Source organism: Enterococcus sp. AZ020 (assembly GCF_050499205.1).
Lineage (GTDB): Bacteria > Bacillota > Bacilli > Lactobacillales > Enterococcaceae > Enterococcus_L > Enterococcus_L dunnyi.
Map to the genome: position 1 here is coordinate 266,569 of NZ_JBIPAT010000001.1, position 22,919 is coordinate 289,487.

At 37.9% G+C, this 22,919-nt stretch carries 26 protein-coding genes; 4 read left to right on the forward strand and 22 right to left on the reverse strand.

From position 1 onward, the window contains the following. Positions 1 to 5 precede the first annotated feature (5 nt). Positions 6 to 710 (reverse strand): response regulator YycF, encoded by a 705-nt coding sequence (gene yycF / locus IGI58_RS01310; RefSeq protein WP_087641426.1) that lies wholly within the window; start codon positions 708 to 710, stop codon positions 6 to 8. 185 nt (positions 711 to 895) lie between these two features. Between yycF and IGI58_RS01315 the strand changes: the two genes are divergently transcribed. Next, positions 896 to 1,855: a S66 family peptidase gene (locus IGI58_RS01315; protein ID WP_429954910.1), complete on the forward strand. Its 960-nt coding sequence runs from the start codon at positions 896 to 898 to the stop codon at positions 1,853 to 1,855. A 52-nt stretch (positions 1,856 to 1,907) separates the two neighbouring features. Here IGI58_RS01315 and IGI58_RS01320 read toward each other — a convergent pair whose 3' ends face one another. Continuing rightward, the gene (locus tag IGI58_RS01320) at positions 1,908 to 2,282 is read right to left on the reverse strand and encodes a MerR family transcriptional regulator (protein WP_225534428.1); all 375 of its coding nucleotides are present in this window, start codon (positions 2,280 to 2,282) and stop codon (positions 1,908 to 1,910) included. Positions 2,283 to 2,368: 86 nt separating this feature from the next. On the opposite strand from IGI58_RS01320, the gene IGI58_RS01325 reads away from it, so the two are divergent. Beyond that, on the forward strand, positions 2,369 to 3,136 hold the full coding sequence (locus tag IGI58_RS01325) for an SDR family NAD(P)-dependent oxidoreductase (RefSeq protein ID WP_429954907.1): 768 nt from the start codon (positions 2,369 to 2,371) through the stop codon (positions 3,134 to 3,136). A gap of 45 nt (positions 3,137 to 3,181) precedes the next feature. Here IGI58_RS01325 and IGI58_RS01330 read toward each other — a convergent pair whose 3' ends face one another. From IGI58_RS01330 to IGI58_RS01375, 10 genes are all read right to left on the reverse strand, one after another. Then, on the reverse strand, positions 3,182 to 3,847 hold the full coding sequence (locus tag IGI58_RS01330; RefSeq protein WP_225534426.1) for an MIP family channel protein: 666 nt from the start codon (positions 3,845 to 3,847) through the stop codon (positions 3,182 to 3,184). Positions 3,848 to 4,044: 197 nt separating this feature from the next. After that, positions 4,045 to 4,902 carry a DegV family protein gene (locus IGI58_RS01335; RefSeq protein WP_429954905.1) on the reverse strand — a complete coding sequence of 286 codons (858 nt, stop codon included), beginning with the start codon at positions 4,900 to 4,902 and terminating at the stop codon, positions 4,045 to 4,047. Next, entirely contained in the window at positions 4,895 to 5,464 is a 570-nt protein-coding gene (locus IGI58_RS01340) for a DUF1836 domain-containing protein (RefSeq protein ID WP_429954903.1), read from the reverse strand. Before IGI58_RS01340 ends, IGI58_RS01335 begins: the two co-directional genes overlap by 8 nt. 424 nt (positions 5,465 to 5,888) lie before the next feature. After that, the gene (locus IGI58_RS01345) at positions 5,889 to 6,518 is read right to left on the reverse strand and encodes a MarR family winged helix-turn-helix transcriptional regulator (protein ID WP_429954901.1); all 630 of its coding nucleotides are present in this window, start codon (positions 6,516 to 6,518) and stop codon (positions 5,889 to 5,891) included. Between the two features lie 173 nt (positions 6,519 to 6,691). Further along, entirely contained in the window at positions 6,692 to 7,339 is a 648-nt protein-coding gene (locus IGI58_RS01350; RefSeq protein ID WP_303393936.1) for a TIGR01906 family membrane protein, read from the reverse strand. Between the two features lies 1 nt (position 7,340). Further along, positions 7,341 to 8,111, reverse strand: a complete 771-nt coding sequence (locus tag IGI58_RS01355; protein ID WP_429954899.1) for a TIGR01457 family HAD-type hydrolase — start codon at positions 8,109 to 8,111, stop codon at positions 7,341 to 7,343. 6 nt (positions 8,112 to 8,117) lie between these two features. Continuing rightward, a complete protein-coding gene (locus IGI58_RS01360) occupies positions 8,118 to 8,771 on the reverse strand; it encodes a YutD family protein (protein WP_087641416.1) in 654 nt (217 codons plus the stop codon). A 34-nt stretch (positions 8,772 to 8,805) separates the two neighbouring features. Then, a complete protein-coding gene (locus IGI58_RS01365) occupies positions 8,806 to 10,185 on the reverse strand; it encodes a bifunctional metallophosphatase/5'-nucleotidase (protein ID WP_429954897.1) in 1,380 nt (459 codons plus the stop codon). Between the two features lie 297 nt (positions 10,186 to 10,482). Continuing rightward, a complete protein-coding gene (locus IGI58_RS01370; RefSeq protein WP_429954895.1) occupies positions 10,483 to 11,670 on the reverse strand; it encodes a C47 family peptidase in 1,188 nt (395 codons plus the stop codon). Between the two features lie 66 nt (positions 11,671 to 11,736). Further along, the gene (locus IGI58_RS01375; protein WP_429954893.1) at positions 11,737 to 12,111 is read right to left on the reverse strand and encodes a hypothetical protein; all 375 of its coding nucleotides are present in this window, start codon (positions 12,109 to 12,111) and stop codon (positions 11,737 to 11,739) included. Positions 12,112 to 12,289: 178 nt separating this feature from the next. Between IGI58_RS01375 and IGI58_RS01380 the strand changes: the two genes are divergently transcribed. Next, the gene (locus IGI58_RS01380) at positions 12,290 to 12,748 is read left to right on the forward strand and encodes a methylated-DNA--[protein]-cysteine S-methyltransferase (protein ID WP_429954891.1); all 459 of its coding nucleotides are present in this window, start codon (positions 12,290 to 12,292) and stop codon (positions 12,746 to 12,748) included. Positions 12,749 to 12,812: 64 nt separating this feature from the next. Here the strand turns inward: IGI58_RS01380 and IGI58_RS01385 are convergent, their stop codons facing one another. The 7 genes from IGI58_RS01385 to IGI58_RS01415 form a co-directional block, all read right to left on the reverse strand. Beyond that, a complete protein-coding gene (locus tag IGI58_RS01385) occupies positions 12,813 to 13,238 on the reverse strand; it encodes an Asp23/Gls24 family envelope stress response protein (protein WP_429954889.1) in 426 nt (141 codons plus the stop codon). Between the two features lie 30 nt (positions 13,239 to 13,268). Further along, complete coding sequence (locus tag IGI58_RS01390) at positions 13,269 to 13,502, reverse strand: DUF2273 domain-containing protein (protein WP_225534418.1); 234 nt, start codon at positions 13,500 to 13,502, stop codon at positions 13,269 to 13,271. Between the two features lie 12 nt (positions 13,503 to 13,514). Beyond that, entirely contained in the window at positions 13,515 to 14,078 is a 564-nt protein-coding gene (gene amaP, locus IGI58_RS01395; RefSeq protein ID WP_429954885.1) for an alkaline shock response membrane anchor protein AmaP, read from the reverse strand. Positions 14,079 to 14,236: 158 nt separating this feature from the next. Beyond that, positions 14,237 to 15,418 (reverse strand): AI-2E family transporter, encoded by a 1,182-nt coding sequence (locus IGI58_RS01400; protein ID WP_429954883.1) that lies wholly within the window; start codon positions 15,416 to 15,418, stop codon positions 14,237 to 14,239. Between the two features lie 215 nt (positions 15,419 to 15,633). Continuing rightward, entirely contained in the window at positions 15,634 to 17,322 is a 1,689-nt protein-coding gene (locus IGI58_RS01405) for a ribonuclease J (protein ID WP_225534415.1), read from the reverse strand. A 31-nt stretch (positions 17,323 to 17,353) separates the two neighbouring features. Then, positions 17,354 to 18,226 (reverse strand): 4-hydroxy-tetrahydrodipicolinate synthase, encoded by an 873-nt coding sequence (gene dapA / locus IGI58_RS01410; protein WP_225534414.1) that lies wholly within the window; start codon positions 18,224 to 18,226, stop codon positions 17,354 to 17,356. A gap of 615 nt (positions 18,227 to 18,841) precedes the next feature. Next, on the reverse strand, positions 18,842 to 19,900 hold the full coding sequence (locus IGI58_RS01415; protein ID WP_429954881.1) for an aspartate-semialdehyde dehydrogenase: 1,059 nt from the start codon (positions 19,898 to 19,900) through the stop codon (positions 18,842 to 18,844). 220 nt (positions 19,901 to 20,120) lie between these two features. Between IGI58_RS01415 and IGI58_RS01420 the strand changes: the two genes are divergently transcribed. Continuing rightward, on the forward strand, positions 20,121 to 20,579 hold the full coding sequence (locus tag IGI58_RS01420) for an S-ribosylhomocysteine lyase (RefSeq protein WP_429954879.1): 459 nt from the start codon (positions 20,121 to 20,123) through the stop codon (positions 20,577 to 20,579). Between the two features lie 62 nt (positions 20,580 to 20,641). Here IGI58_RS01420 and IGI58_RS01425 read toward each other — a convergent pair whose 3' ends face one another. The 3 genes from IGI58_RS01425 to scrK all read right to left on the reverse strand — a co-directional run bounded on the left by IGI58_RS01425 (position 20,642) and on the right by scrK (position 22,906). Beyond that, on the reverse strand, positions 20,642 to 21,439 hold the full coding sequence (locus tag IGI58_RS01425) for a ZIP family metal transporter (RefSeq protein WP_225534510.1): 798 nt from the start codon (positions 21,437 to 21,439) through the stop codon (positions 20,642 to 20,644). A gap of 213 nt (positions 21,440 to 21,652) precedes the next feature. Further along, a complete protein-coding gene (locus tag IGI58_RS01430; RefSeq protein WP_087641404.1) occupies positions 21,653 to 21,907 on the reverse strand; it encodes a YtxH domain-containing protein in 255 nt (84 codons plus the stop codon). Between the two features lie 132 nt (positions 21,908 to 22,039). Beyond that, on the reverse strand, positions 22,040 to 22,906 hold the full coding sequence (gene scrK / locus IGI58_RS01435) for a fructokinase ScrK (protein WP_429954877.1): 867 nt from the start codon (positions 22,904 to 22,906) through the stop codon (positions 22,040 to 22,042). Positions 22,907 to 22,919 lie beyond the last annotated feature (13 nt).

The window sequence follows — 22,919 nt, forward strand, 5'->3', positions numbered from 1 at the left end:
GATCACTACTCCTGTTCAGGGTTACGAAGGTAATAACCAACACCACGGCGTGTCACTAAATAGGTTGGATGACTTGGACTATCTTCGATTTTCTCTCTTAAACGACGAACGGTTACGTCAACTGTTCGAACATCACCAAAGTAATCATAGCCCCAAACGGTTTGCAGCAAATGCTCTCTAGTCATGACTTGGCCGATATGTTTGGCTAAATAATAAAGCAGTTCAAATTCACGGTGAGTCAGCTCGATCTTACCGCCTCTTTTTGACACCATATAGGCATCTGGATGAATCGTTAAATCACCGATCATCAATTCCGACTGCGTTGTCGTTTCAGCTTCTTTTGCGCTCGTTGCTCCTCGACGCAAGTTTGCTTTTACTCTCGCAACAAGTTCACGATTTGAGAATGGTTTTGTGACGTAATCATCAGCACCTAACTCAAGGCCTAAAACTTTATCGATCTCAGAGTCTTTTGCCGTCACCATAATAATTGGCATATCGTATGTTTTACGAACTTCTCTAGCAACTTCCAGCCCGTCCATTTTTGGCAGCATCAAATCAAGGATGATCAAGTCAGGCTCTACTTCTTTGACTTTCTCTACTGCTTCTTCTCCATCATATGCTGTAAAAACTTCATAGCCTTCTTTGGTAAGATTATACTTTACAATATCTGAAATTGGTTTTTCATCATCTACAACTAAGATTTTTTTCATCTAAGAGGCACCTCTTTTTCATTTGTCTTTTTATTAATCAAATACATTTTCTCTTATTATACCTTATTTTGTCCACTGTTTCATCTCTAGCTCATAAGGCGCTTTTTTTTAAGACTCAGATATTGCTAAAATAATGAAAGAATGACTATAATAAAGAATAAGTTTTTTTAAAGGAAGCGATCAAAATGAAACCACCTAGATTAAAAAAAGGGGATCAGATTCGTGTTGTTGCCCCCTCCAGCAGCTTTGCCCGTTTAAATGATTTCGGGATCAACCTAGCAGAAAAGAAATTGACCGAATTAGGCTTTATTGTCACATATGCTGAGCATACGAATGAAGAAGATGTCCTAGGCTCTTCCTCTATTTTGAGCCGTGTCAAAGATTTACATGAAGCCTTTTTAGATCCTGAGGTGAAAGGTATTTTAACGGCGATCGGCGGTTTTAACAGCAATGAGCTTTTACCTTATATCGACTTTGAATTGATTAAACGCCACCCCAAAGTGCTTTGCGGTTATAGTGACATTACTGCCTTATGTAATGCGATCACGACGAAGACTGGCCTTTTGACCTATGTTGGTCCTCATTTTTCTAGCTTCCAAATGGATGAGCTGCAAGACTATCAGACAGAAAATTTTGAATTAGCAACCATGAAAGAAGAAGCTTTTGATGTTCGTGCATCGAAATCTTGGAGTCAAGATGAATGGTATTTGCCTCAGCCTAAAAGAGAGCTGCATAGAAATCAATGGAAGGTTTATAGCCAATCGACACCTGTCACTGGCATCTGTTACGGCGGAAACTTAGGAACGTTTCAACTACTATTCGGTACACCGTTTCTTCCAGAGCTTGAACAATCGATTTTATTTGTAGAAAATGCAGAAGAGAATGATTACCATGACTTTGCGCGTGGTTTAGCCTCTTTACTTCAAGTAGTAAGACATCCAAAAGCATTATTGATTGGACGTTTCCCAAAAGAAACTGACATGACAGAAGAACGTCTTTTAGCTATCTTAGGTAAGTATCCTTTGTTAAAGGAAATACCAGTGATCTATGATATGAATTTCGGGCATACACAACCGATCTTTACTATCCCGATCGGTGATCGTGTGACCGTTGACACTACAACAAAACAATTGACCTTTTTTTAACAATAAAATCCACTGCCGATTTCTGTTACCGAATGAAATCGACGGTGGATTTTTATTGGTTGTACTTCTCTTCCAGCTCCTCATATAAAGAAATTTTATCGTCCAGTAAATGTAAATGATTTTGAACTTTTTCATATTCAGCTAGAATCTTTGAGCGATGCTTCAACAATAATTCTTTTCGGGCTGTGATCGTAGCATCACCTATTTTCCTTAGTTGTGTATATGTCTTGATTTCCTTCAAAGAAATTCCAGTGTTTTTTAACTTGATGATGAATGTAGCCCATTCAATATCTTCTTTACCATACAGTCGATAATTATGTTCATCTCTAAATGGTTCAATCAATCCTTCTTTTTCATAATAACGTAGTGTATGCTCACTAATACCGATTTTTTTAGCAAATTCACTGATCGTATAAATATCTAGCACCTCCTTTTAAATTGTTCTTGCATTAGAGTCGTCTCTAAACCCTATACTTTCATTGTACCACCAAAAAAATTTAGGAGGAAAAAAAGATGAACTATGTTGTAATTACAGGAGCAAGCTCTGGTATCGGCTTAGAAGCCGCCAAAGCATTTGCTTCTTTAGGAAAAAATCTAATCTTGGTTGCTCGAAGAGAAACACGTCTCGATCAATTGAAGGCTGACATTCTGGCTGAACATCCTGAGCTGGATATCGTCCTCAAAGTGGTTGACTTATCTCAGCGTAAAGCTGTTTTTAGTCTATACGATCAATTGAAAAAGTATGAGATCGACACATGGATCAATAATGCAGGCTTTGGCTATTATCACTCTGTTTCAAATCAGGATTTAGAAAAGGTCGATCAAATGCTGGCGGTCAATATTGAAGCTCTAACGATTCTTTCTACTCTTTTTGTAACTGATCATGAAAATAAAGAACACGCACAGCTGATCAATATCTCTTCTGCTGGAGGGTATAAAAATGTTCCTAATGCAGCTACTTACTGCGCATCAAAATTTTACGTAAGTGCCTTCACTGAGGGGATCGCTTTAGAATTAGAACGAAAAGGAGCCCCGCTTCGAGCCAAAGTCCTCGCTCCTGCTGCGACAGAAACTGAATTTGCTCAAATCGCCAATGACTCGAAAAACTATGACTACTCAAAGGCTTTTTCTATGTATCATACATCCAAAGAAATGGCACAATTTTTATTGACTCTTTATCATAGTCAGAAAGTTGTCGGTGCAGTTGATCGCGATACGTTTCAGTTTCAATTATCAGGTCCATTGTTTGCACATTATCAATCAGGCATGAAAAATATGTAAATAAAAAACAGTCTAGCGATGTTCGATCGCTAGACTGTTTTTCATTTATGCTTCTGTATCAAGCAAGTACTTAGCAACTAATGCTGCAAGCGCGCCACCAATCAGAGGAGCTACGATAAATACCCAAAGTTGAGATAAAGCATCTCCACCAACAAAGATCGCTGGTCCTAAACTTCTTGCTGGATTCACAGATGTTCCTGTTAATGGAATACCCACTAAATGAATCATTGTTAAAGTCAAACCAATAACGACTCCTGCAAGTTTAGCATTGCCTTTTTTAGCACTTGTAACGGTCATGATCACTAAAACAAAAATAAATGTTAAAATAATTTCTACTAGTAATGCACCGACAGCACTTAAATCACCAAAACCATTTTGACCAAGGCTTGTTGTTTCATATCCTGCTGCATTTAAGATAGACAATAATGTAAATGAAGCAAGGATCGCTCCCACAACTTGCCCTACGATGTAGTAAATGAACTCCATTGAAGAAATTCGTTTATTGACCCACATACCTAATGAAACAGCTGGATTTAAATGTGCACCAGAAACAGTCCCAATACTGTATGCCGCTGCAATGATCGTTAACCCAAATGCCAAAGCGATTCCAGTTGTACCGATTCCTTCCATACCATTTCCTAAAACGGCAGTTGCGGTACCAAAGAAAACTAAAATGAATGTTCCAAGACATTCTGCAATTGCTTTTTTCATAACTTTTCCTCCCTTAATTATGTTCATTATTACATTATCACAAAAAATGAAACATTTCATGATAGTTTCAATTAGATTTCAAAAAAAGAGTCATGAGTAAAAAGAAATATAATTGATAAACATAATCATAAAAGGAATATAAAAAAAATACCAACATTAGGCACTGCAATACGTGCATAAATGTTGGTATTTATTAATCAATCTAACAATTGAATACCGATCCCTAAAAGTCCTGGTCCAGTATGAACAACTAAAGCTGGACTGATCGTCCCAAAATAGATTTTTTCAGCTTGTGGAAAATGCGCTTGCAGCTTTTCATAAAACTGTTCTGCCTCTTCCACTGCTTGCCCTTGAGCTACTGCCAGCACAAATTTTTTATGATCTCCAATAAATGATTTGACCAGCTCGAATGTTTTATCCAAGCTTTTCTTTCTACCGCGCGCTTTCGCAACTGTATGGTAGATTCCTTCTTCATTACAGGAAATAATTGGATTCAGCTTTAAAGCATTTCCAAGAATAGAAGCCACTAAACCGATTCTTCCACCTTTTTGTAAATACTCCAATGTTGCTACGTTGAAGAAAACTTTCGCTTTTTGAACATTTTTTGAGATCGCATCTATAAGTTCTTCCCATGTTGCTCCAGCATCAATCAATTTTGCGGCTTCGATCGCTTGTAGGCCGCTGCCAATTCCAATATTTTTTGTATCTAAAACGAATGTCTCCAAATCTTCTATATCTTCACCGATCAGCCTAACAACATTAAATGTTCCACTTAACCCACTCGAAATAGTGACTGCTAAAACTTTTTCATAGCCATCCGCTTTGATTTGCTCAAAAATTTTTGTAATCGTTTCTCCATCAGGTAATGATGTGCTTGGAATTTCTATTGGCAAACGTTCATAGACTTCTTCCGGTGTGATATCCACTTTGTCCGTATAAATTCGATCTTTATAGATGATTTGTAACGGAATCATATACATGCCGTATTGTTCGATCAGCTCCTGCGGTACATCTGTCCCTGAATCAACTAATAAAGCGATTTTCTCTTTATTCATAGGTTTGTTCTCCAATTTCTTCTAAATATTTTTGTTCTAGTTCAATGACTTTTTCAGTAAATAGTTTCGTTGCAAAGGACAATGTTGCCCCTTTTACAGCTAAATAGTCCACTGTGATCGGCTGATCAAAAGCTGCGATCGGCTGCTTCCCTATCGCTTGGGAAATGACCACGGCCAGTGCCGCTTCTTGCTCATCACAAAAAAGATCATAAGCTTCTCTAATCCCAACTGCGGAACCCTGATAGAGAATTCCTTGTTTGATTTCCGGAATGGTCAAGACCTGTTTTAATAAAGTGATAGCAATCAGAAAAGCTAAATGCTTTTGATTGTAACGTTTTTTCTGGGGCGCTGGAATCAGTCCTAGTTTGACATAATTATTGACCATCGATGAGGTCAGCAATGTGTGTTTTTCTTTCAAAATAATGGGCGATAAATAGCGTTCTACCAATGTGATCACCTGATCCATATACAGGTCTATCTCTGGTAATTCATGCCACCTTGGCAAATGAACATCCACTAATTCTTCTCCCCATGTTTGTAAAGAAGATTTTATGTTATTCACATTATTCCTCCTTCTCATTACAAAAACAGTTTAACATTATTTTAAAAAACATTCAATCTAGTTGTCATAACTAGATTGAAAATAATAAAAAAAAGTGACTGAGACAAAACTCTACGAGTCAAATCCCGGTCACCTGTAATCCAGATAAACGGTGAGAGCAGAAGCAATCCCACTACGTTGCACTCCGATCTCATCAAATGCTAAGGGCTAAAGCCCTAAGCTTTGAAGGTCGGAAATAAGCTAGAATTCACAAAAATTTGCAAAACAATTTTCGTGAATTCTTTCTTATTTCTCGGGATTAAACACGTCTGTCTCAACCTCTTCTAATCCTACTAAATAGCGGTCAAAAAATCAGGCTCTTCAGCAATCTCACTATAACCTAAACGCCTTTCATTTCATCCTTCTTCCTGTCTTTTGCTAATTATTAAAAATCGTTAAAGCCGTCGTCTTCTCCATCACGTGTAAAAGGATTGAAACTGAATTTATCTCTTTTTGGAAAGCCGTTTGGATTAAAGTCACTATGAGGATCAAACCGTTCTGCATTTGTTGGATCGACTTTTCCAAAGCCGCCAAGTCCCCGACCAGGACCACGATGCATATGGGGACCGCCAAATCCTCTTTCCTCTTCTGGAATTTCTGCCTCTAAAGCTCCTAGAAGTTTATCCATAATAATTTTGAAAGATGCTTGTTCTTCCTCTGACAAAACATCAAAAATCGTTTCTTCCTCGCTTCGGCTATTATCTGCAGCAGTCATCCCTGCTTCTGTAAGACGAATAACCATGACACGTCGGTCACTTTCAAGCGGTTCACGATCGATATAGCCTTTTTTCTCTAATTTTCCTAGCAGCTCACCTAACGATTGGGGACGCATATCTAATAAATAAGACAATTCTTTTTGAGTTGTTTCTGGTTTCAATTTTAACAAATTCAACACACGCCCCTGACCTCTATGAGGGTTACCAAATGGTCCGTGATCTCTCCGACGTTTCATAAAATACCGCTGCATCATTGCTTGTAATCTTAGAAACTCTTCCATCAATGTTTGTTCTTCCATAATTGATTCCTCCATAAAAATAGTTATATATCAGGCACCTGAATTATATTATAAAGGTACCTGATATAAATGTCAAGAGTTTAAATGAATCTATTGTAAATCGACATCGACAGCTACCTGTATAAAAAAATATCGGAGATTACTTTCGCAGCAATCTCCGATGATCATAACGATCATATTTTTTTAAGTTCACGTTTACCAATGATTATCCCGATCAAGAAAAATACTTCCAGCAAGATAAAAAATAGAATAAAGCTATGCATGAAAAATTCTTCTGGTAAGACATTTATGATCGGATCTGTTGCTGGATCAAACAACCAATCATCATTGTTAAAAAAGACACCATGAAAAGCCACAAAAAACTGATCAAAGCCAATCGCCATCAATAGGCCAAAAAATACTGGAATGATCATCCCCCATTGAAAAGGTCGAATCAAACGCCATAATCTTTTTACTTTGAACAAACGATAAATAAACAAGCTGCTTGGAATGATCGTCACAAGCAAGACTCCATAACATAAGAGAAAAAGCCGCTTGACTTCATAAAAATGAAAAGCTCCGCTTGCAGAAACTGGAAAGTCAGAGAGCTGTAATGTTTGGTTCCAAGGATTGTTCAAATAAGACATCAACTGACCAAAATTCTTTAAAAGTTCCGATTGACTGATCGTTACTTGATCAAGTATATTCAACGCTTTGATGTCCCAAACATAAAGGGGTCTAAAATTGATCGTCAATGTGATACTCAAGGAAAGGATCGTTAAAATCACACATAGAATCCCCAAGCGTTCCAGCCAAATCCAGCTGGTTTCCTTTCTCCTCATATCAAAACGTCCATTCATCTAACGAATTTAAAATATACGTTGGTTTTGCTGGTAGATCAGGAACAGCTTCTTTTGGAGTAAAACCTGATAACACAAGTAAGCTATCGATGCCATTTTGAAGACCTGACTGAATATCTGTTTCATAGTTGTCACCAACCATGATCACTTCTTCTTTCTCAAGCCCCAATACTTTCAGTGACTCATTCATAATGATCTTATTTGGTTTCCCGATCATGACCGGTGTCGTTTGGGTAGCTGTAGCAACCAATGAAATAAATGAGCCTGCTCCAGGTAATAAACCACGTTCTGTCGGGATACTTTTATCCGGATTTGTTCCTATAAAGACGGCGCCATTTCGAATAGCAAGTGCAGCGATAGCAAATTTTTCATAGGTAATTTCAGTATCCAACCCAACAATTACATAATCTGGTGTTTTTTCATCCCAGATAAATCCAGCTGCTAAAATCAAATCAACTAAGCCTGATTCTCCGATGACGTAGACTCGCTGACCTTTTTTCTGCTCCTTCATATAATCGATCGTCGCAAGACTAGCCGTATAGACTGTTTCGATCGGCACATGAATATCGAATTCCTGTGCTAATCGGTCCACGACCGCTTGTGGTGCTTTTGTTGTATTGTTTGTGACGAAAAGAAATGGTAAGTTTAGCTCTTGTAATCGTTCTACAAAACGTTTACCGGCTGGGATCACTTCTTTTCCAAGATAAATCGTACCATCTAAATCAATTAAATAGCCTTTGTAATGTTTTTCCACAAATGATTACTCCTCACGTTGACGAATCGTAAATGAACGGCCTTGACTGCCAGTACTTTCTTGTTTACCGACCGTTGTTTTTTTCTGTTCATTTTCTTTACGGTTTTTGATCACTGGTTTGGTTTTATTTGGCACTGGTGTGCGTTTTTCTTCTGTATGTGCCTGATTTTTATTTGCAGGTTTTTTATTGTTCTTTTTACGACGTGTTTGTTGTTTTTCTCTTTTTCCGCCGATGCGTTCGATCACAAAATAAGCGCAGCCGAAATTGCAATACTCATAAAGATAATCCTCTAAGGTATCGATGCGCTGCTCTGGTGCAGCTTTACGATTTGAATCACTAAAGAACCCTTTTAATCGTAGCTGATCATAGCCCCAATCGCCAACGATATAGTCATATTTTGACAAAACATCACTGAATCGTTCACCTAAACGCTCACTGTCGAACGCTTCACGATGGTTCTTGACCAGTTGATATTGACGATCTCCGATCGTTAAATGATCATCGTCGATAAGCGTTACGATCTCGCCTTTTTTCTTTTCTTTAACTGGTTCTTCTTTTATCTCTTCGAGAACTGCTGTAAGTTCATCGGTTAAGGTTGCTTCTTCTTTATGCTTTACCGGCTTTGCCGACTTGTATGGTTTCTTTGTTTTTTCTGTCATATTTACACCACCTGATTTTTATTATACCTTGTTTTTACTGGATTGGATAGTGGGCAGCTAAGTAGTCTCCCAAAACCGTTCGCAAAAATTCTGGGAAGATAAATTCAATTTCTCCAGCTATTTCGATGGTTGGGAAAAATGGGATAAACATAAAATGATCGACTGTCGTAAACGTATAATTTTTTTGTGGATCAATTGGTCGATTTTGCCAAAAGCCTTGTCGCGTTTGTTTATCATAAGAAAAACCATCATAATATAATTCCCCGAAAACCTTTCCGCGAAAACCCATTCCAGAAATAGGAAATTTACGTAAATAATGTCGGTTTTTCTCCATTTCTTGAAGCATCCGAACAAAATCAGCACCTGAAAGAGTCACTCGAATCAAATGCATAGGATGCGGTAAGCTTTCATGCAACTGATCTTTGTCAACGATTCCTTTTGGTATATCTGTCAAAAATAGACCATTATTCAATACAGCAGCCTCTGTTCCGCCTTTTTCTTTTAATGCGTTTAAAGCTGTCGTCATCAATGAATGTTCTGTATTTAGGTCGATAGAGAGTGAGTATGGAATCTCGGCGAGCTGCTCTGCCTGTAATAGCTGGTGTCCTAATGTCAAGTAATCCTGAATTTCTTTTTGATCCTCTACTTCTTCCGGTAGATCCGCTGTCGGTAAGGCTTTTGCTGTACTATGAACGATCTTGTTTTGTTCCACTGTTACATGGACCTCTCCAATATAATGCCCGAATTTCCCTGCTGCGGATAATTGTGTCTGATTGATTTTTTCTCCATGCCTAAATAAATGATGTGTATGTGAGCCTAATAAAATATCGATTTCTGGAAATTCATTGGCCAGCCTGATATCTTCATCAATCCCTAGATGGCTCATCAAGATCAAAATATCACACGAGGGACGGACCTTTGTAAGTAACGATGGCAAAACTGATTTAGCAGTATGGATCGTCCAGCCATTCGGTTCATAAGTCAAAGGAAAAGGAGCCGTTAAAGCAATAAGTCCAATTTTAATATTACCTGCTGTTTCTATGAGTTTGAATGGCTCAGACCACTCCGGAGTTTCCCCGGTTTCTTTATCTTGTAAATTTGCCAGCAGCACATCGAAATTTCGATGATCATACAAATGATTCAGCTGTTCTTTAGAATTCCCTACGCCTTCATTATTCCCGATCGTTGCTGCATCATAGCCGATCGTATTCATCAGCTCAATGTTTGCCTGCCCATCAGTCGCCTCAGTCAGTGGGTGCCAACGATCGACAAAATCCCCAAGATCAACTGTTAGAACTGTTTTTCCTGTACGGAGATACTTCTCTTTTTGACTCGTCAGATAACGTCTGATCTTTGGCCAGTTTTCTAGGTGGGAATGTAGATCATTTGTGTGAAAGATGACGATTTCTTCCATCATAGCACCTCCAAAATTCAGTATATAAAAGTATAGTACCATATTTAGACTTGAAGTATATTGCAACTTCCTCTAATTCTCTTTTGTTCATCTAATTGATACTGTACCGCAGTTTTCGGATATTTTCACTATTTATAGTTTTCTTTTGATATGGTATTCAAAGGGGATTCAAAAAATGAATTTAAATCACCGAATAACTTTTTTTACTTATTCCAATTATTTAACAATAATTGAGTGATTTTTGCAACCAAACAAAAAAGGACTTCAATGTTTGAGGTCCTTTTTAAATCATTCATATTAAAAATTATAGATAGTTCTGTACCAAGTGTACCCTCCACCTGGAACAGGAATTGTCATTGGAAGAGTATTACCTTGAACTGTCATCGGATAATTCCACCAAGGATTCCAGATATAATAAACTCTATAGGGTTTTCCGCCGTTTGGATTCTCACTATCAACCCACCCATATAAAGCAAATGCGTGTCTGGATTTATTGGAATCCCCATAACCAATTCCACCAATGTATAAAGCATTACCTTTACGTAAATTACTCTCTACTACGCTATGCGATACTGTGTTTTCTACCCATTTCGGATATGTTTTTCTATAATTTGCATAAGCTAGTACATTTTCTGGACTAATACCTTGGTTTTCACGTTGTTTAGCCGTTAATTTAGGAAATGAATAGTTTGCTATATCAACAGCCCGTGTAGGTCTAGCATCAACTTTATTACTCAAAATAGCCGCTGTAACATAACCCGCACACCAAGGAAGATCACTTTGTGTTTCATTGATTTTCCAATTTATCATTGCGTAATTTTTTGCTGTACTCACACTTGAACGTGTTAGTTTGGATCCCTTTGATATATTAGCTTGTTCCACAAAATCTGTTTGCTCAGATACATTCTTTTCCTCAATATTATTCTCTGTTGATTGTAATACCTCATTGGCATCTTCTATTGTAAGTTCGGTAGTGTCACTTTTTTTGCTTGAAAATTCATCTCTAGGAGCTTCAAAAATCTTTTCAATTGTATCATTAACTCTGTAAAAAATATCATCTTCTTTTACAAAAAAAGAAATAGGTTCACCGTTAGCAGAATCAATTGCAATATTCATCTCATTTACTAAAAAACGAGTAACCGACGAAACGTATTCTCCAAGTTCGTTTTTACGTACTGAATAAAGAAATTCTAGCTTTTCATCTAGATACACCGGGTAATAAACAGTACCTTTTTCTGTTTTTTCTCCGTCAAACATTGAAAAAGCTGATCCCAATGAATAATCAGATGCATTTGTATTATTGCTTTCTAAAAACAATATTGATGTTAGCGCGAGCCCAAAATCGTTTTTCGCAAATTGATCTACTTCTCCTGATACGGATTCAGTTTGAACAATGACATCTGCACCTTCGGTAGCGTTTGCAGTTACATTTTGAAATGAAACTGCTCCAAATAAAAGCAACATTGACAAAATTATTTTCTTCATATAAAAATCCTCACTAATAGTATTTAAATTATTTCTAATATTAAATTAATAATATCTAAAAGTAATTTATTTGTAAAATTGAATTGGTTTGCTAGTCCCCTCAATACCTTCAGTTCCATCAATGCTTTTTGTATATATCATTTCATTATCTGATAGCTTGAATGTTAAAACTATTTTTTCATATTTGAGAATTAAGGTATCTTTAGTAACTGTATCTATAACGCAAATGTACTTATACTTCTGCACATTATTTTCCAACAATTCTGCGATGATATGTCTATTTTCCGATTTGGCAAGACTCAATTCATATCTCGAGTCTTCTCCTTTGCCTTCCCAAGTCTTTAAAAACAAGTCTGTAGCCTCCTCTTTTTTTTCTGTTTTACAACTACTCAGACTAATTAAACATATTATAACTACTAATATTACAGACAATTTCTTCACTAATTCTCCTCACTTTCTGAAACAACATGATGTACAATACATTTTAACACATAATGTAAGATATAAAAATAGAGATCGAACAAAAAAGCTCCCATCTCATAAGAGATAGGTTGATTGGTATTCAAATATTTATCAATGAAGTATAATAAAGTAACAATGAAAATACAGGAGGCTCGAAATGAAAGTACAAGCACCTTTTGGTTTCATTTGGCTCGATGCGAATGATCAAGGCCTGACAAATATTTCTTTTACTGAACTGACAGATCACCATGACAATCGATATACACGACAAGCGGCAGATGAATTGGCTGACTATTTTTCAGGAAAGCGAACATCCTTTGACGTTCCTTTATCGATTCAAACTGGCACAGTCTTTCAACAAAAGGTTTGGCAAGCTCTCACTAGGATTCCATATGGTGAAACGCGCAGTTATTTAGATATCGCTATTGCAGTAGATTCTCCAAAAGCCGTTCGTGCAATAGGACAAGCGAATAGTAAAAACCCACTTCCAATCATTATTCCCTGTCATCGTGTAATCGGAAAGAACGGCAAACTGACAGGCTACTTAGGTAGCGCACAACAAGATGGATTAAGCATCAAACAAGATCTTTTAGCGATCGAGCACATTATTTTTTAACAAAAAAACGTGTGGAACCTGAATTTTCTAGGTTCCACACGTTTTGTCACATCATTAGCTTAATTTAGTTTGCAGCTTTTGCAGCATCAGTAGCATCTTTTCCTCGATACTTTTCCAAGTATTGTTCTTTGGTCATGACATCACCGACATTCATATTGAATTCCACAAGATCCAATCCAGTCATATAATGGATAGCTTCTTTGATCTTCTCAACCGTTTTGTCGAATAACATAGAAATATCAACATCATACTGACAAATAACAGAAACATCAACGGCTACTTGTTTTGTTCCAATCTCGACATCAATACCTTTTGTTAAGTCTTCATTATCTCTAAAACGTTCCGCAAAGTCCGTGAACAAGTTCCCACTCAAGCCTAATATACCGTCGATATCTGAAATAACAACACCTACGATTTTTTTGATCACTACGTCATCAAAAGTCAGCTTAGATTTTAATCCACCTACAGTTTCTTTCATTTCTTCTGTCATTTTTATTTTCTCCTCTCAAAATTTTTTTGTTTAAATTCCTATCATTCCGCGTACTGCATCGATCAAGGAATAGATATCTAAGTCTTCATCCCGCATTTTACCGATAAGATAACCTACTGTACCAAAAATCAACAAAACCAAGGTTTTCCCAAAGCCGATCCAAAGAAAAAGTATTGCCAATAGGAAAAACAAGGTTGTCCAAATAATTCTAAAGCGGTACGGTTTAAGTTGTTTGAACCACTCTTCTTTTTGTTTTTGATCCATCATTTTTCCCTCCTAAACGACTCGTGAATGTTTTTTTCCAAAAGAAGCAGAATCTGTAGGAGCCTTTTCTTTTACAGTAACGATCACTCTACTTTCGATCGATTCTAAAGCTTTAGACAACGCTTCTTCTACTTGCCATTTGATTTTATCTGCCATTGGTGCAAAGTCTTCCTTACTGCGAACATCGATCTTCAGTTTAACAAGTACCTTTTCTTTTCCTTTGATCTTGACAGTCACTTTTGTTTTATCTGGATGGATCATTGAATCATAGGCATTTTGCACAATTTGGACAAGCGTACTTCTAAGAATTTCCGTACGATTCGATCCATCTTTTACGACTAACCGCTTGCGGCGTGCAGAAACGGATAAAACAAGCAATAAAATAAGAGTCAATAGACCGCCTAAAATCAACAAAATCCATTCAAAGAATGAGAATAGCCATAAATGACCAACGATAAAACGCCCAACTGTTGAAGATAACCAAGGAATTTGAACCACTTGACTAAGCAGGCCCAGTGTTCCAATGAAAAGTACTAATGCGATCAATCCAAATAAGGTTTTTACTAATCGCCTCATAATCATCTCTCCTCGTAAATCCACATTTTTTTACCTTAGTTAAATTGTACCGCCTAAAAATTTGTATTACAAAAGATACGAACTCTATTTGAACAATTAAAAAGAAAAAGTGAACAAGTCTCTTCTTTTCATACGTTTGACTAATCCACTTTTTCTGTTTATTCATCTAGATATTCTTCTTTAGAAAACTCTGTATCCTCATATTCTCCACTATCTCCATAATACTGATTATAGCGCTGTTTAAATTTACGAAATAGGTACGTCACAAGTACTTTAGCAATCGCATAAATCGGAATTCCAAAAATCAGACCAAACATGCCGAGTAGATCGCCCATCACTAATAAAACGATCACAATGGTCAGTGGATGCACAACAAGACGTTTTCCCATCACTTGCGGCGCAATTAAATGACCATTCAGCATTTGGACGATCATCCAAACAATACTCATTTTGATAAACATTCCGAATGAAACCATCAAAGCAACGATCGCAGCTGGAATAAATGCAATCACTGGACCAATATAAGGAATCACAGCTGTCACACCAACAATGATCGATAAGGTTCCAGAATAAGGAACTTTGATCAACCAAAAACCAATAAAAGTCAAAATACCGATTGCGATCGATACAAGGATCTGACCTTTTAAATAGGCACCTACTTGACTGCTCATCGTCGCACCGATCTCTTTCGCATCTTTTCTAAAGCGTGGTGGAATAATACTTAATACGAATGAAAAGAATTTTTGATCATCCTTCAGTAAAAAGAAGGTGATGATCGGTGCCGTGACCATGACAAGTGCAAATCCAGTCAATGTTGAAAACACAGTCGAAGCTCCTTCAACTGCTTTAGAAAAATAACTGCCGATTTTATCCGACACATTGTCGAACCAATTTTGTACACTCGCTAATGCATTCGCCAAAGGTTTTTCAAAAGCGGAATTATGGAAAAAGTCTGCAACCATTTTGTTGAGATCATCCATATATTGAGGAAAACTTTTAACTAGCCCATCCACCTGCTTTTGAATGATTGGTACGACTAAAATAATCCCAATAACGAACAATGTGATCAGGACAATAAATATAGCAGATACACCATATACTCGTTTTACCTTATGCTTTTCCAGCCAGTTTACCACAGGGTTAAATAAATAATATAAAATCAATGCTAAAATTGTTGGCCCTATAGTTGTCTTAAAGACGACCCCGATCGGACCGAAGATAAAACCAACTTGATGGAAAATGAAAATCACTGCCCCTACTAGAAGCAGGGCTACAAGCGTAAATAGTAAATTTTTCCCTCCAAGAAATTTGATCCAGCGTGTTTCTTGTTTCTTTTCCAAATCTATCCCTCCCGTCATCCCTTTAATTGTATCTAAAAAAAGTCTATCTGTAAAAAATTCGGTCATGATAAAGAAAAGAGTGCCTGACAAAACTAAAAATCAGTTTTGTTTTGCACTCTAGAACGTAATAAGTAGCGGTCAAAAGTCAAGTTCTTCGGCAATTTTTGAAAAATTGCTCGAACCTAGGCGACTTTTGCCTCAACCTCTGTTAGATGTTAATTTGACGCTTTGCGTCCTTTTCTTTGTGTAGCTTCCATAATAACTGGTAAAATCACCGGACGGCGTTTCGTTTGTTCAAACAAGTAACGGCTTAATTGCTCCCGGATATCTTGTTTTAATTTACTCCACTCAAAATCGCTGCTTTCGAGATGTTTTTCAACGATCTCCGTCACGATATTGCTGCTTTCTTTCATCAAATCTTTGCTTGTTTTTACATAAACAAAGCCTCTTGAGGTAATTTTAGCAGGAGAAACGATTCGTTTTTCACGTCGATTGATCGTCACAACAGCAACGAAAATGCCATCTTCAGATAAAATCCGGCGATCACGTAATACGATATTGCCGATATCACCGACACCGATCCCATCGATCATAATATTTTCAGCAGTTGTACTGCCAGCTACAGTCATTTTCTTTTTCGTGTATTCCAGAATATCTCCACGCCCTGTGATAAAAATATTCTTATATGGAATACCTAATTCATGAGCTAAATCAGCATGTGCTGCTAATTGTCGATATTCTCCTTGTACAGGAATAAAATATTTTGGTTTGATCAAGTTTAACATCAACTGCAAATCTGTCGGACTGGCATGACCAGACACACGCATATTATCTGAGATTTGTTTGACAACGCCGCCAGCTCGGTAAACGATATCTTCTGTTTTAGCTACAGCTGTTTCCATTGCTGTTGTTGGCGTAGTCGTGATATAAACTAAATCACCTTCCTGGATTTTAATGGTACGGTGAGTTTTATTCGCCATTTTTTGCAGCGATTTGATTGGTTCACCCATCGTTCCTGTTTCCAGAATGATCAGTTGTTCCGCTTGATATTTCTTCATTTCTTTTACACCGATAATCAAATCTTCACTTGGTAATTTTAACTTGTCCAACTTGATCGCTGTGTTGATGATTCGTTGAAAATCTTGTCCTGTCAAGACGATCTTGCGATCAGAACGATGGGCAGCATCTAAAATTTGCTGTACACGCTGTAAATTACTTGCCACACAAGCTACGATGATGCGGCCTTCCCAATAGCGGATCGTATCGAATACTTCATCTGCAATTTGAAGTTCAGAAACAACTTGTGAAGGATTTTCGGCATTTGACGAATCACTCAATAAGGCAAGAACACCCTCGTTTCCGATTTCTGCTAAACGCCCAAAATCAGTTTGATACATCGGTATGGCACTTTGATCAAATTTGAAATCACCCGTATAAACAATATTACCTTCTTTGGTTTTTAAGTTGATCCCAATCGACTCTGGTATCGTATGAGTGGTTCTAAAAAAGCTGATTGTCGCATGCGCAAAATCGATTTCCGTATGTGCATCAACTACGTGAAAATCATCAAAGTTCTTTGACTCTGCATGATCCCCCACGTTTAATTTAGCTAACTCGATCGTTAACTCTGTACCAAACACTGGTACATGGACTTTGGCTAACAGATATGGTAATGCTCCAATCGCATCTGCATGTCCGTGTGTTAAGAAAACCCCGGCAACGCGATCGATGTTTTCTTCCAAATACGTAAAATCAGGAATGACTACATCAATCCCCAGCAGTTCATTTTCTGGATATTTTAATCCGCAATCCAGCACAAAAATTTCATCTTCCACTTCTGCGATGTACATATTTTTACCATTTTCACGAACGCCGCCTAAGGGAACGATTTTTATTGTACTCACTAGTTTCACCTCTCTATATTCTCATACTGGATCATAGATCCAATATGCTTAAAATTTTCGCCTTTTCTTCAGAAGTACAAGATACAAGAGGTAAACGCAAATCACCGACAGCAATGCCTAAATGATTTAACACAGCTTTAACTGGCGCAGGAGATGGTACTGAAAACAGTGCATTCATCTTGGGCAGTAATTGCCGTTGAATCGCTGCTGCTTTTTTCAACTCCCCTTGATCCAGCGCTTGATACATGTTATACATTTCCGTACCAAAAACATGACTGGCTACCGAAATGACCCCTTGTCCACCTATCGCTTTATTTGAAAAAGCTAAGGAATCTTCTCCAGTATACACTAAAAAGTCTTTTGGCGCTTTCTCGACCAACTCAGTTAAGGCATCTAAACCAAAACATTCTTTGATAGCAACGATATTTTCTAATTCTGCTAAACGCAAACTTGTCGCTACATCAAGGCTTGCTACTGTTCTTCCCGGCACATTATACAAAATGATCGGCAAATCACTCGCTTCAGCAATGGCTTTAAAATGTTGGTATAGTCCTTCTTGATTTGGTTTGTTGTAGTAAGGAACAACGGCTAAACCAGCATCGATACCGCGAATAGCAGAAATTTCCTTCACAAATTCAACCGAATCCCGTGTATCATTGGTTCCCACACCACAAATGATCGGTACACGTCCATCGACTAAACGAATCACTTCATTGAACAATTCAATTTCTTCATCATGGGTCAACGTAGGTGACTCTCCTGTTGTACCTGCTAAAATTATTCCTTCTGTATGATTATCAAGCAGATGATTCACCAATTGAGGCAATCTAGAAAAATCGATTGCACCATTTTCGTCAAAAGGTGTGACCATAGCTGTGATGATCGTTGCATTTTCTAAATTCATACTTACTTCCTCCTAATTTAAAAGCGGAACAAATCGTTTAATCCTGTAGAAAATTAGGAAATTGACTTTGAGACGCTTCTTGTCTCACTGGCAATTTGTCTATTTTCCTAAGGATTGATTTGTGCAGCTAGATAACATTTAAAAGCGGAACAGGCTTGTCAAGCTCTGACAGAAAAATAGCAAAAATCGATTGAGACGCTTTCTGTCTCACTCTATTTTTGTCTTTTTTCCGAAGAGCTAGCCTGTGCAGCTAGATAACATAAATGATCAACACTTTCTTCGAAAGTCTTGTACTGTTCAACATCAGTTCATTTCATTCACTGTGTTTCTCAGCAAAAGCGGAATGAGCCTGTTTAGTCTCGACAAGAAAATAGGAAAACATGACTGAGGCGCTTTTGGCCTCATTCAGGTTTTATCTTTTTCTCGAGAGACTGGCTCATGCAGCTAGATAACAATAGATGCGGAACAGGCTCGTCAAGCTCTGACAGAAAAATAGGAAAAATCGATTGAGACGCTTTTTGTCTCATCTATTTTTATCTTTTTTCCGAAGAGCTAGCCTGTGCAGCTAGATAATAACAAGTTCTCATTTCCCAAAGATCCAATTTTTGGAGCGATCTATTCAACACCAACCAAATTCATTGCATGCAATGTTTCAGCAATTTGAACGGAATTCCACGCTGCACCTTTTAACAAGTTATCAGAGACGACCCACATATGGTAGCCTTTATCGATATCGATATCTTTGCGGATCCGTCCAACAAAAGTTTCCTTACGATCGATACTTGTCAAAGCCTGCGGATAAATTTGCTGACTTGGATCATCTTGTAATACAGCACCAGGCGCTTCTGCTATCAATTGCTTGATTTTAGCAACATCTGCACCATCTTCTTTGACTTCGATATACACAGATTCTGAATGTCCAGACAACACTGGAATCCGTACACATGTCGCAACAACTTTGATGCTGTCATCTTCCATGATCTTCTTCGTTTCATTGATCATTTTCCATTCTTCATATGTGTAATCCTCATCTGAAAAAACATCGATCTGCGGTAACGCATTAAACGCGATCGGATAATGTTTTTTATCTCCACCACTCGGTAAAATCGTTGCTTTGAGCTGATCGGCAGGTGTTCCATTGATATAATCTACTGCTTGTGATTTTAGCTCTTCCATTGCGTGGATACCAGCTCCGCTAACTGCCTGATAGGTCGATACGATCAACCGGTCTAAGCCATATGCTTTACGGATCGGCTCAAGTGCCACCATCAATTGGATGGTTGAGCAGTTTGGATTAGCAATGATTCCTTTGTGACGTTTCAATGCGTGGGGATTGACCTCTGGAACTACTAGAGGAACTTCTGGATCCATTCTAAAATGACTCGTATTATCAATAACCACTGCTCCGCGTTTTACCGCTTCAGGAGCAAATTGTTTAGAGATACTTCCGCCTGCACTGAACAAAGCGATGTCAACATTTTCAAATGACTCAGGAACTAATTCTTCGATTACTAATGTCTGCCCTTTAAACATTAGTTCTTTACCAGCTGAACGTTTCGATGCCAAAAGTTTGACATGGTTCAACGGCAATGTTGAATCAGCCAACATCTCGATCATCTTTGTCCCAACAGCCCCAGTTGCTCCTACTATGGCAACATTATACTTTTCTTTCATACTTATTTATCTCCTCTCGTCTTCCTGAAGAAAGTTGCTTTTTTCATTTTACCATAGTATCGACTATTACTACATAGGAAGTAAAGTGATTTTTCTCCATTTTATTGAAATAATTCATTCTACTCATCGTCAAAGAAGTCCCTACGTCAATCTATTGACATTTGAAACGTATTTGTTATAGTTAAAAGCGACATTTACTTAATTTGAAGGAGTGAATACCATGGCACGTGTTGAAAGTTTTGAATTAGACCACAATACAGTAAAAGCCCCTTATGTGCGCTTAGCTGGTACAGAAAAAAATGGGGAAGCGCTGATCGAAAAGTACGACCTACGTTTCTTACAGCCAAATGAAGATGAATTGCCGACAGCAGCGGTTCATACACTGGAGCACTTATTAGCAGTGAACTTACGTGATTATCTAGAAGGAATCATCGACATCTCTCCAATGGGCTGCCGCACTGGTTTTTATATGATCATGTGGAATGAACATTCACCAAAAGAAATTCGCGATGCATTAGTAAACGTGCTTAATTTTATTGTTGAAACAGATTTCGTTCCTGCTGTTTCTGCAAAAGAATGCGGAAATTATAAAGACCATTCTTTATTTTCTGCACAAGAATATGCAAAAATCGTTTTAGAAAAAGGAATCAGCTTAGATCCTTTTGAGCGTGTGCTTTAAAATGACTAAAAAACAAGTGCTTGGATACTCATCCTAAGCACTTGTTTTTTTGATGCCGTCCATTACCCCAACGCCACATCTAAAATCATCATGATGATGAAACCAAGCATTACACCAAAGACAGCAAAGTGTCTTCTGCTGGTTACTGTTTGCTGCGCTTCCGGAATCAGTTCTTCGACTACCACATAAATCATTGCTCCTGCTGCAAAAGCTAGTGCATAAGGCAATAGCATGGTGACCTTCGTTACCAAGATAGCTCCGATGATCCCTGCGATCGGTTCTACAATTCCTGAAGCTTGACCATACAGAAAGGCTTTTTTGCGACTTAGATTTTCTTGACGCAAAGGAATCGACACTGCTGCACCTTCCGGAAAATTTTGAATCCCGATTCCTAGAGCAACAGAAACTGCCGCCAAAACAGCTTTTGTTGGATCATCCGCTGAGTTGGCTGCGCCAAAGGCTACTCCGACTGCTAATCCTTCTGGAATATTATGTAATGTAATAGAGAAAACGAGTAAAATCGTACGTTTTAGATGACTCGGTAACCCTTCTTTTTCATGATTAGGGCCAAAATGCATATGTGGCAACGTCTTATCAGCAATATATAAAAACAGTCCGCCTAAACCAAACCCGAAACTTACGACCAGCCAAGCAATACTGCCGTTCTCTTCAGCTTGTTTGATTGCCGGGTCAAGTAAAGACCAGAAACTCGCAGCGATCATCACACCTGAGGCAAATCCCAGCATCAAATTCAAAATATCTTTTTTTATTTCCTTAAAGAAAAAAACCAATGCTGCCCCCAAAGCAGTCATGAAATAGGTAAATCCTGTCCCAACCAACGCTTGCTGCCAAGCATCCATCGACAATAACCAATCAGTAAACACTCATATCCCTTCCTTCCACACTCTACTCCCTTAACTTTATCATATCAATGATTTTATGACTACGCTTTACAACAAAAATAAGGGCAAAACAAAACGAATCGTACGCTTTTGCCTCACCCTTATTCAATATTATTTGGTTATACAAGTAAACTTTGTCAGTTAAAAACTGCTTCTTAGTTTTTCAAATTACTACTTATCATCATGTTTGTGGAATTTTTCTTTGATATCTTCAAAGCCTTCTTTGATCTTATCGCCTAACTTTTCAGCACCGTCTTTGATATCATCACCGGCATCACGAGCTTTATCTTTTGCATCTGCAAAAGTTGATTGCGCTTTGCCTTCAAGTTCTTTCCCTTTATCATCGGTTACTTTCCCTTGAACTTCTTTAGCGGTACCTTCAACTTTATCCTTTGCATCATCTAAACGTCCATTTAAATCTGCCATGTCAAAATCCCTCCTAATATTTTTTAGTACACTATTACAATAGCACCATTTTAGGGTTGCCACAAATATTTAGCTTTTTTGGGAGACATGATCTTTATATAGGATAAAACATTTATTCCTCATACCTTTTGATTATCTTATTTTCTCTTTGGCCAAAGCTAAACACCCTATCGTACCCGGATCATCCACTAAGGCTGGCGTAACGATATACTCTTCTAAAGGCGGAGTTTTCACATACCCATTCACTAGTTTTTTAAACTCTTTACGAACCTTTTCCAGCATATGTTCCTGCTTCATTACGCCACCACCAAAAATAATAACTTCAGGTGAAAACATCAGCGTTGTGTTATAGGCTACCTGAGCGATATAATACGCTTCGATCGACCAAAATGGATGGGATTCTTCTAATTCTTGTCCTTTGCTTCCTGTTCTTTTTTCAATTGCAGGACCGGCAACCATTCCTTCCAAACAGTCTCCATGAAAAGGGCAACTTCCTTCAAATAAATCGTCTGAATGTCTTCTAAGTGTTGTATGCCCCATCTCAGGATGACTGAATCCTTCAATGAAATGGCCATTTTGAATAGCACCAGCCCCTACACCTGTCCCGATCGTATAATAGACACAGCTAGATGATCCTATCCCGTGCCCTTTCACGTATTCTCCATAAGCTGCAGCATTAACATCTGTCGTCCAAGCAATAGGAAGATCGAAATGCTGCTTCATCTTTCCGACGAAATCAAATCCTTGCCAAGCCAACTTAGGAGTAGAAGTGATGTGGCCATATGTTGGCGAATCCTCATGAATATCGATTGGTCCAAACGAACCAATACCGATCGCCTGAAGGTCATATTGCTTGAAAAAACCGATGACCAAAGCCATTGTTTCTTCTGGAGTCGTCGTTGGAAAACTCACTCTTTCTAAAATTTCTAGGTCATCTGTTCCAACGGCACATACAAATTTTGTCCCGCCAGCTTCAATACTACCTAATAACTTTTTCATTCTTTTTCACTCC

Excerpts from the sequence above, each read along its gene's own strand:
- IGI58_RS01345 (WP_429954901.1), bottom strand. The coding sequence starts at position 6,518 with ATGGAAGAACAAACATTGATGGAAGAGTTTCTAAGATTACAAGCAATG.
- IGI58_RS01315 (WP_429954910.1), top strand. The coding sequence starts at position 896 with ATGAAACCACCTAGATTAAAAAAAGGGGATCAGATTCGTGTTGTTGCC.
- IGI58_RS01350 (WP_303393936.1), bottom strand. The coding sequence starts at position 7,339 with ATGAGGAGAAAGGAAACCAGCTGGATTTGGCTGGAACGCTTGGGGATT.
- IGI58_RS01365 (WP_429954897.1), bottom strand. The coding sequence starts at position 10,185 with ATGGAAGAAATCGTCATCTTTCACACAAATGATCTACATTCCCACCTA.
- scrK (WP_429954877.1), bottom strand. The coding sequence starts at position 22,906 with ATGAAAAAGTTATTAGGTAGTATTGAAGCTGGCGGGACAAAATTTGTA.
- IGI58_RS01330 (WP_225534426.1), bottom strand. The coding sequence starts at position 3,847 with ATGAAAAAAGCAATTGCAGAATGTCTTGGAACATTCATTTTAGTTTTC.
- dapA (WP_225534414.1), bottom strand. The coding sequence starts at position 18,226 with ATGAATTTAGAAAATGCAACGATCATCACAGCTATGGTCACACCTTTT.
- IGI58_RS01380 (WP_429954891.1), top strand. The coding sequence starts at position 12,290 with ATGAAAGTACAAGCACCTTTTGGTTTCATTTGGCTCGATGCGAATGAT.
- IGI58_RS01325 (WP_429954907.1), top strand. The coding sequence starts at position 2,369 with ATGAACTATGTTGTAATTACAGGAGCAAGCTCTGGTATCGGCTTAGAA.
- yycF (WP_087641426.1), bottom strand. The coding sequence starts at position 710 with ATGAAAAAAATCTTAGTTGTAGATGATGAAAAACCAATTTCAGATATT.
- IGI58_RS01360 (WP_087641416.1), bottom strand. The coding sequence starts at position 8,771 with ATGACAGAAAAAACAAAGAAACCATACAAGTCGGCAAAGCCGGTAAAG.
- IGI58_RS01415 (WP_429954881.1), bottom strand. The coding sequence starts at position 19,900 with ATGAAAGAAAAGTATAATGTTGCCATAGTAGGAGCAACTGGGGCTGTT.
- IGI58_RS01390 (WP_225534418.1), bottom strand. The coding sequence starts at position 13,502 with ATGGATCAAAAACAAAAAGAAGAGTGGTTCAAACAACTTAAACCGTAC.
- IGI58_RS01370 (WP_429954895.1), bottom strand. The coding sequence starts at position 11,670 with ATGAAGAAAATAATTTTGTCAATGTTGCTTTTATTTGGAGCAGTTTCA.
- IGI58_RS01420 (WP_429954879.1), top strand. The coding sequence starts at position 20,121 with ATGGCACGTGTTGAAAGTTTTGAATTAGACCACAATACAGTAAAAGCC.
- IGI58_RS01335 (WP_429954905.1), bottom strand. The coding sequence starts at position 4,902 with ATGAATAAAGAGAAAATCGCTTTATTAGTTGATTCAGGGACAGATGTA.
- IGI58_RS01425 (WP_225534510.1), bottom strand. The coding sequence starts at position 21,439 with ATGGATGCTTGGCAGCAAGCGTTGGTTGGGACAGGATTTACCTATTTC.
- IGI58_RS01430 (WP_087641404.1), bottom strand. The coding sequence starts at position 21,907 with ATGGCAGATTTAAATGGACGTTTAGATGATGCAAAGGATAAAGTTGAA.
- amaP (WP_429954885.1), bottom strand. The coding sequence starts at position 14,078 with ATGAGGCGATTAGTAAAAACCTTATTTGGATTGATCGCATTAGTACTT.
- IGI58_RS01385 (WP_429954889.1), bottom strand. The coding sequence starts at position 13,238 with ATGACAGAAGAAATGAAAGAAACTGTAGGTGGATTAAAATCTAAGCTG.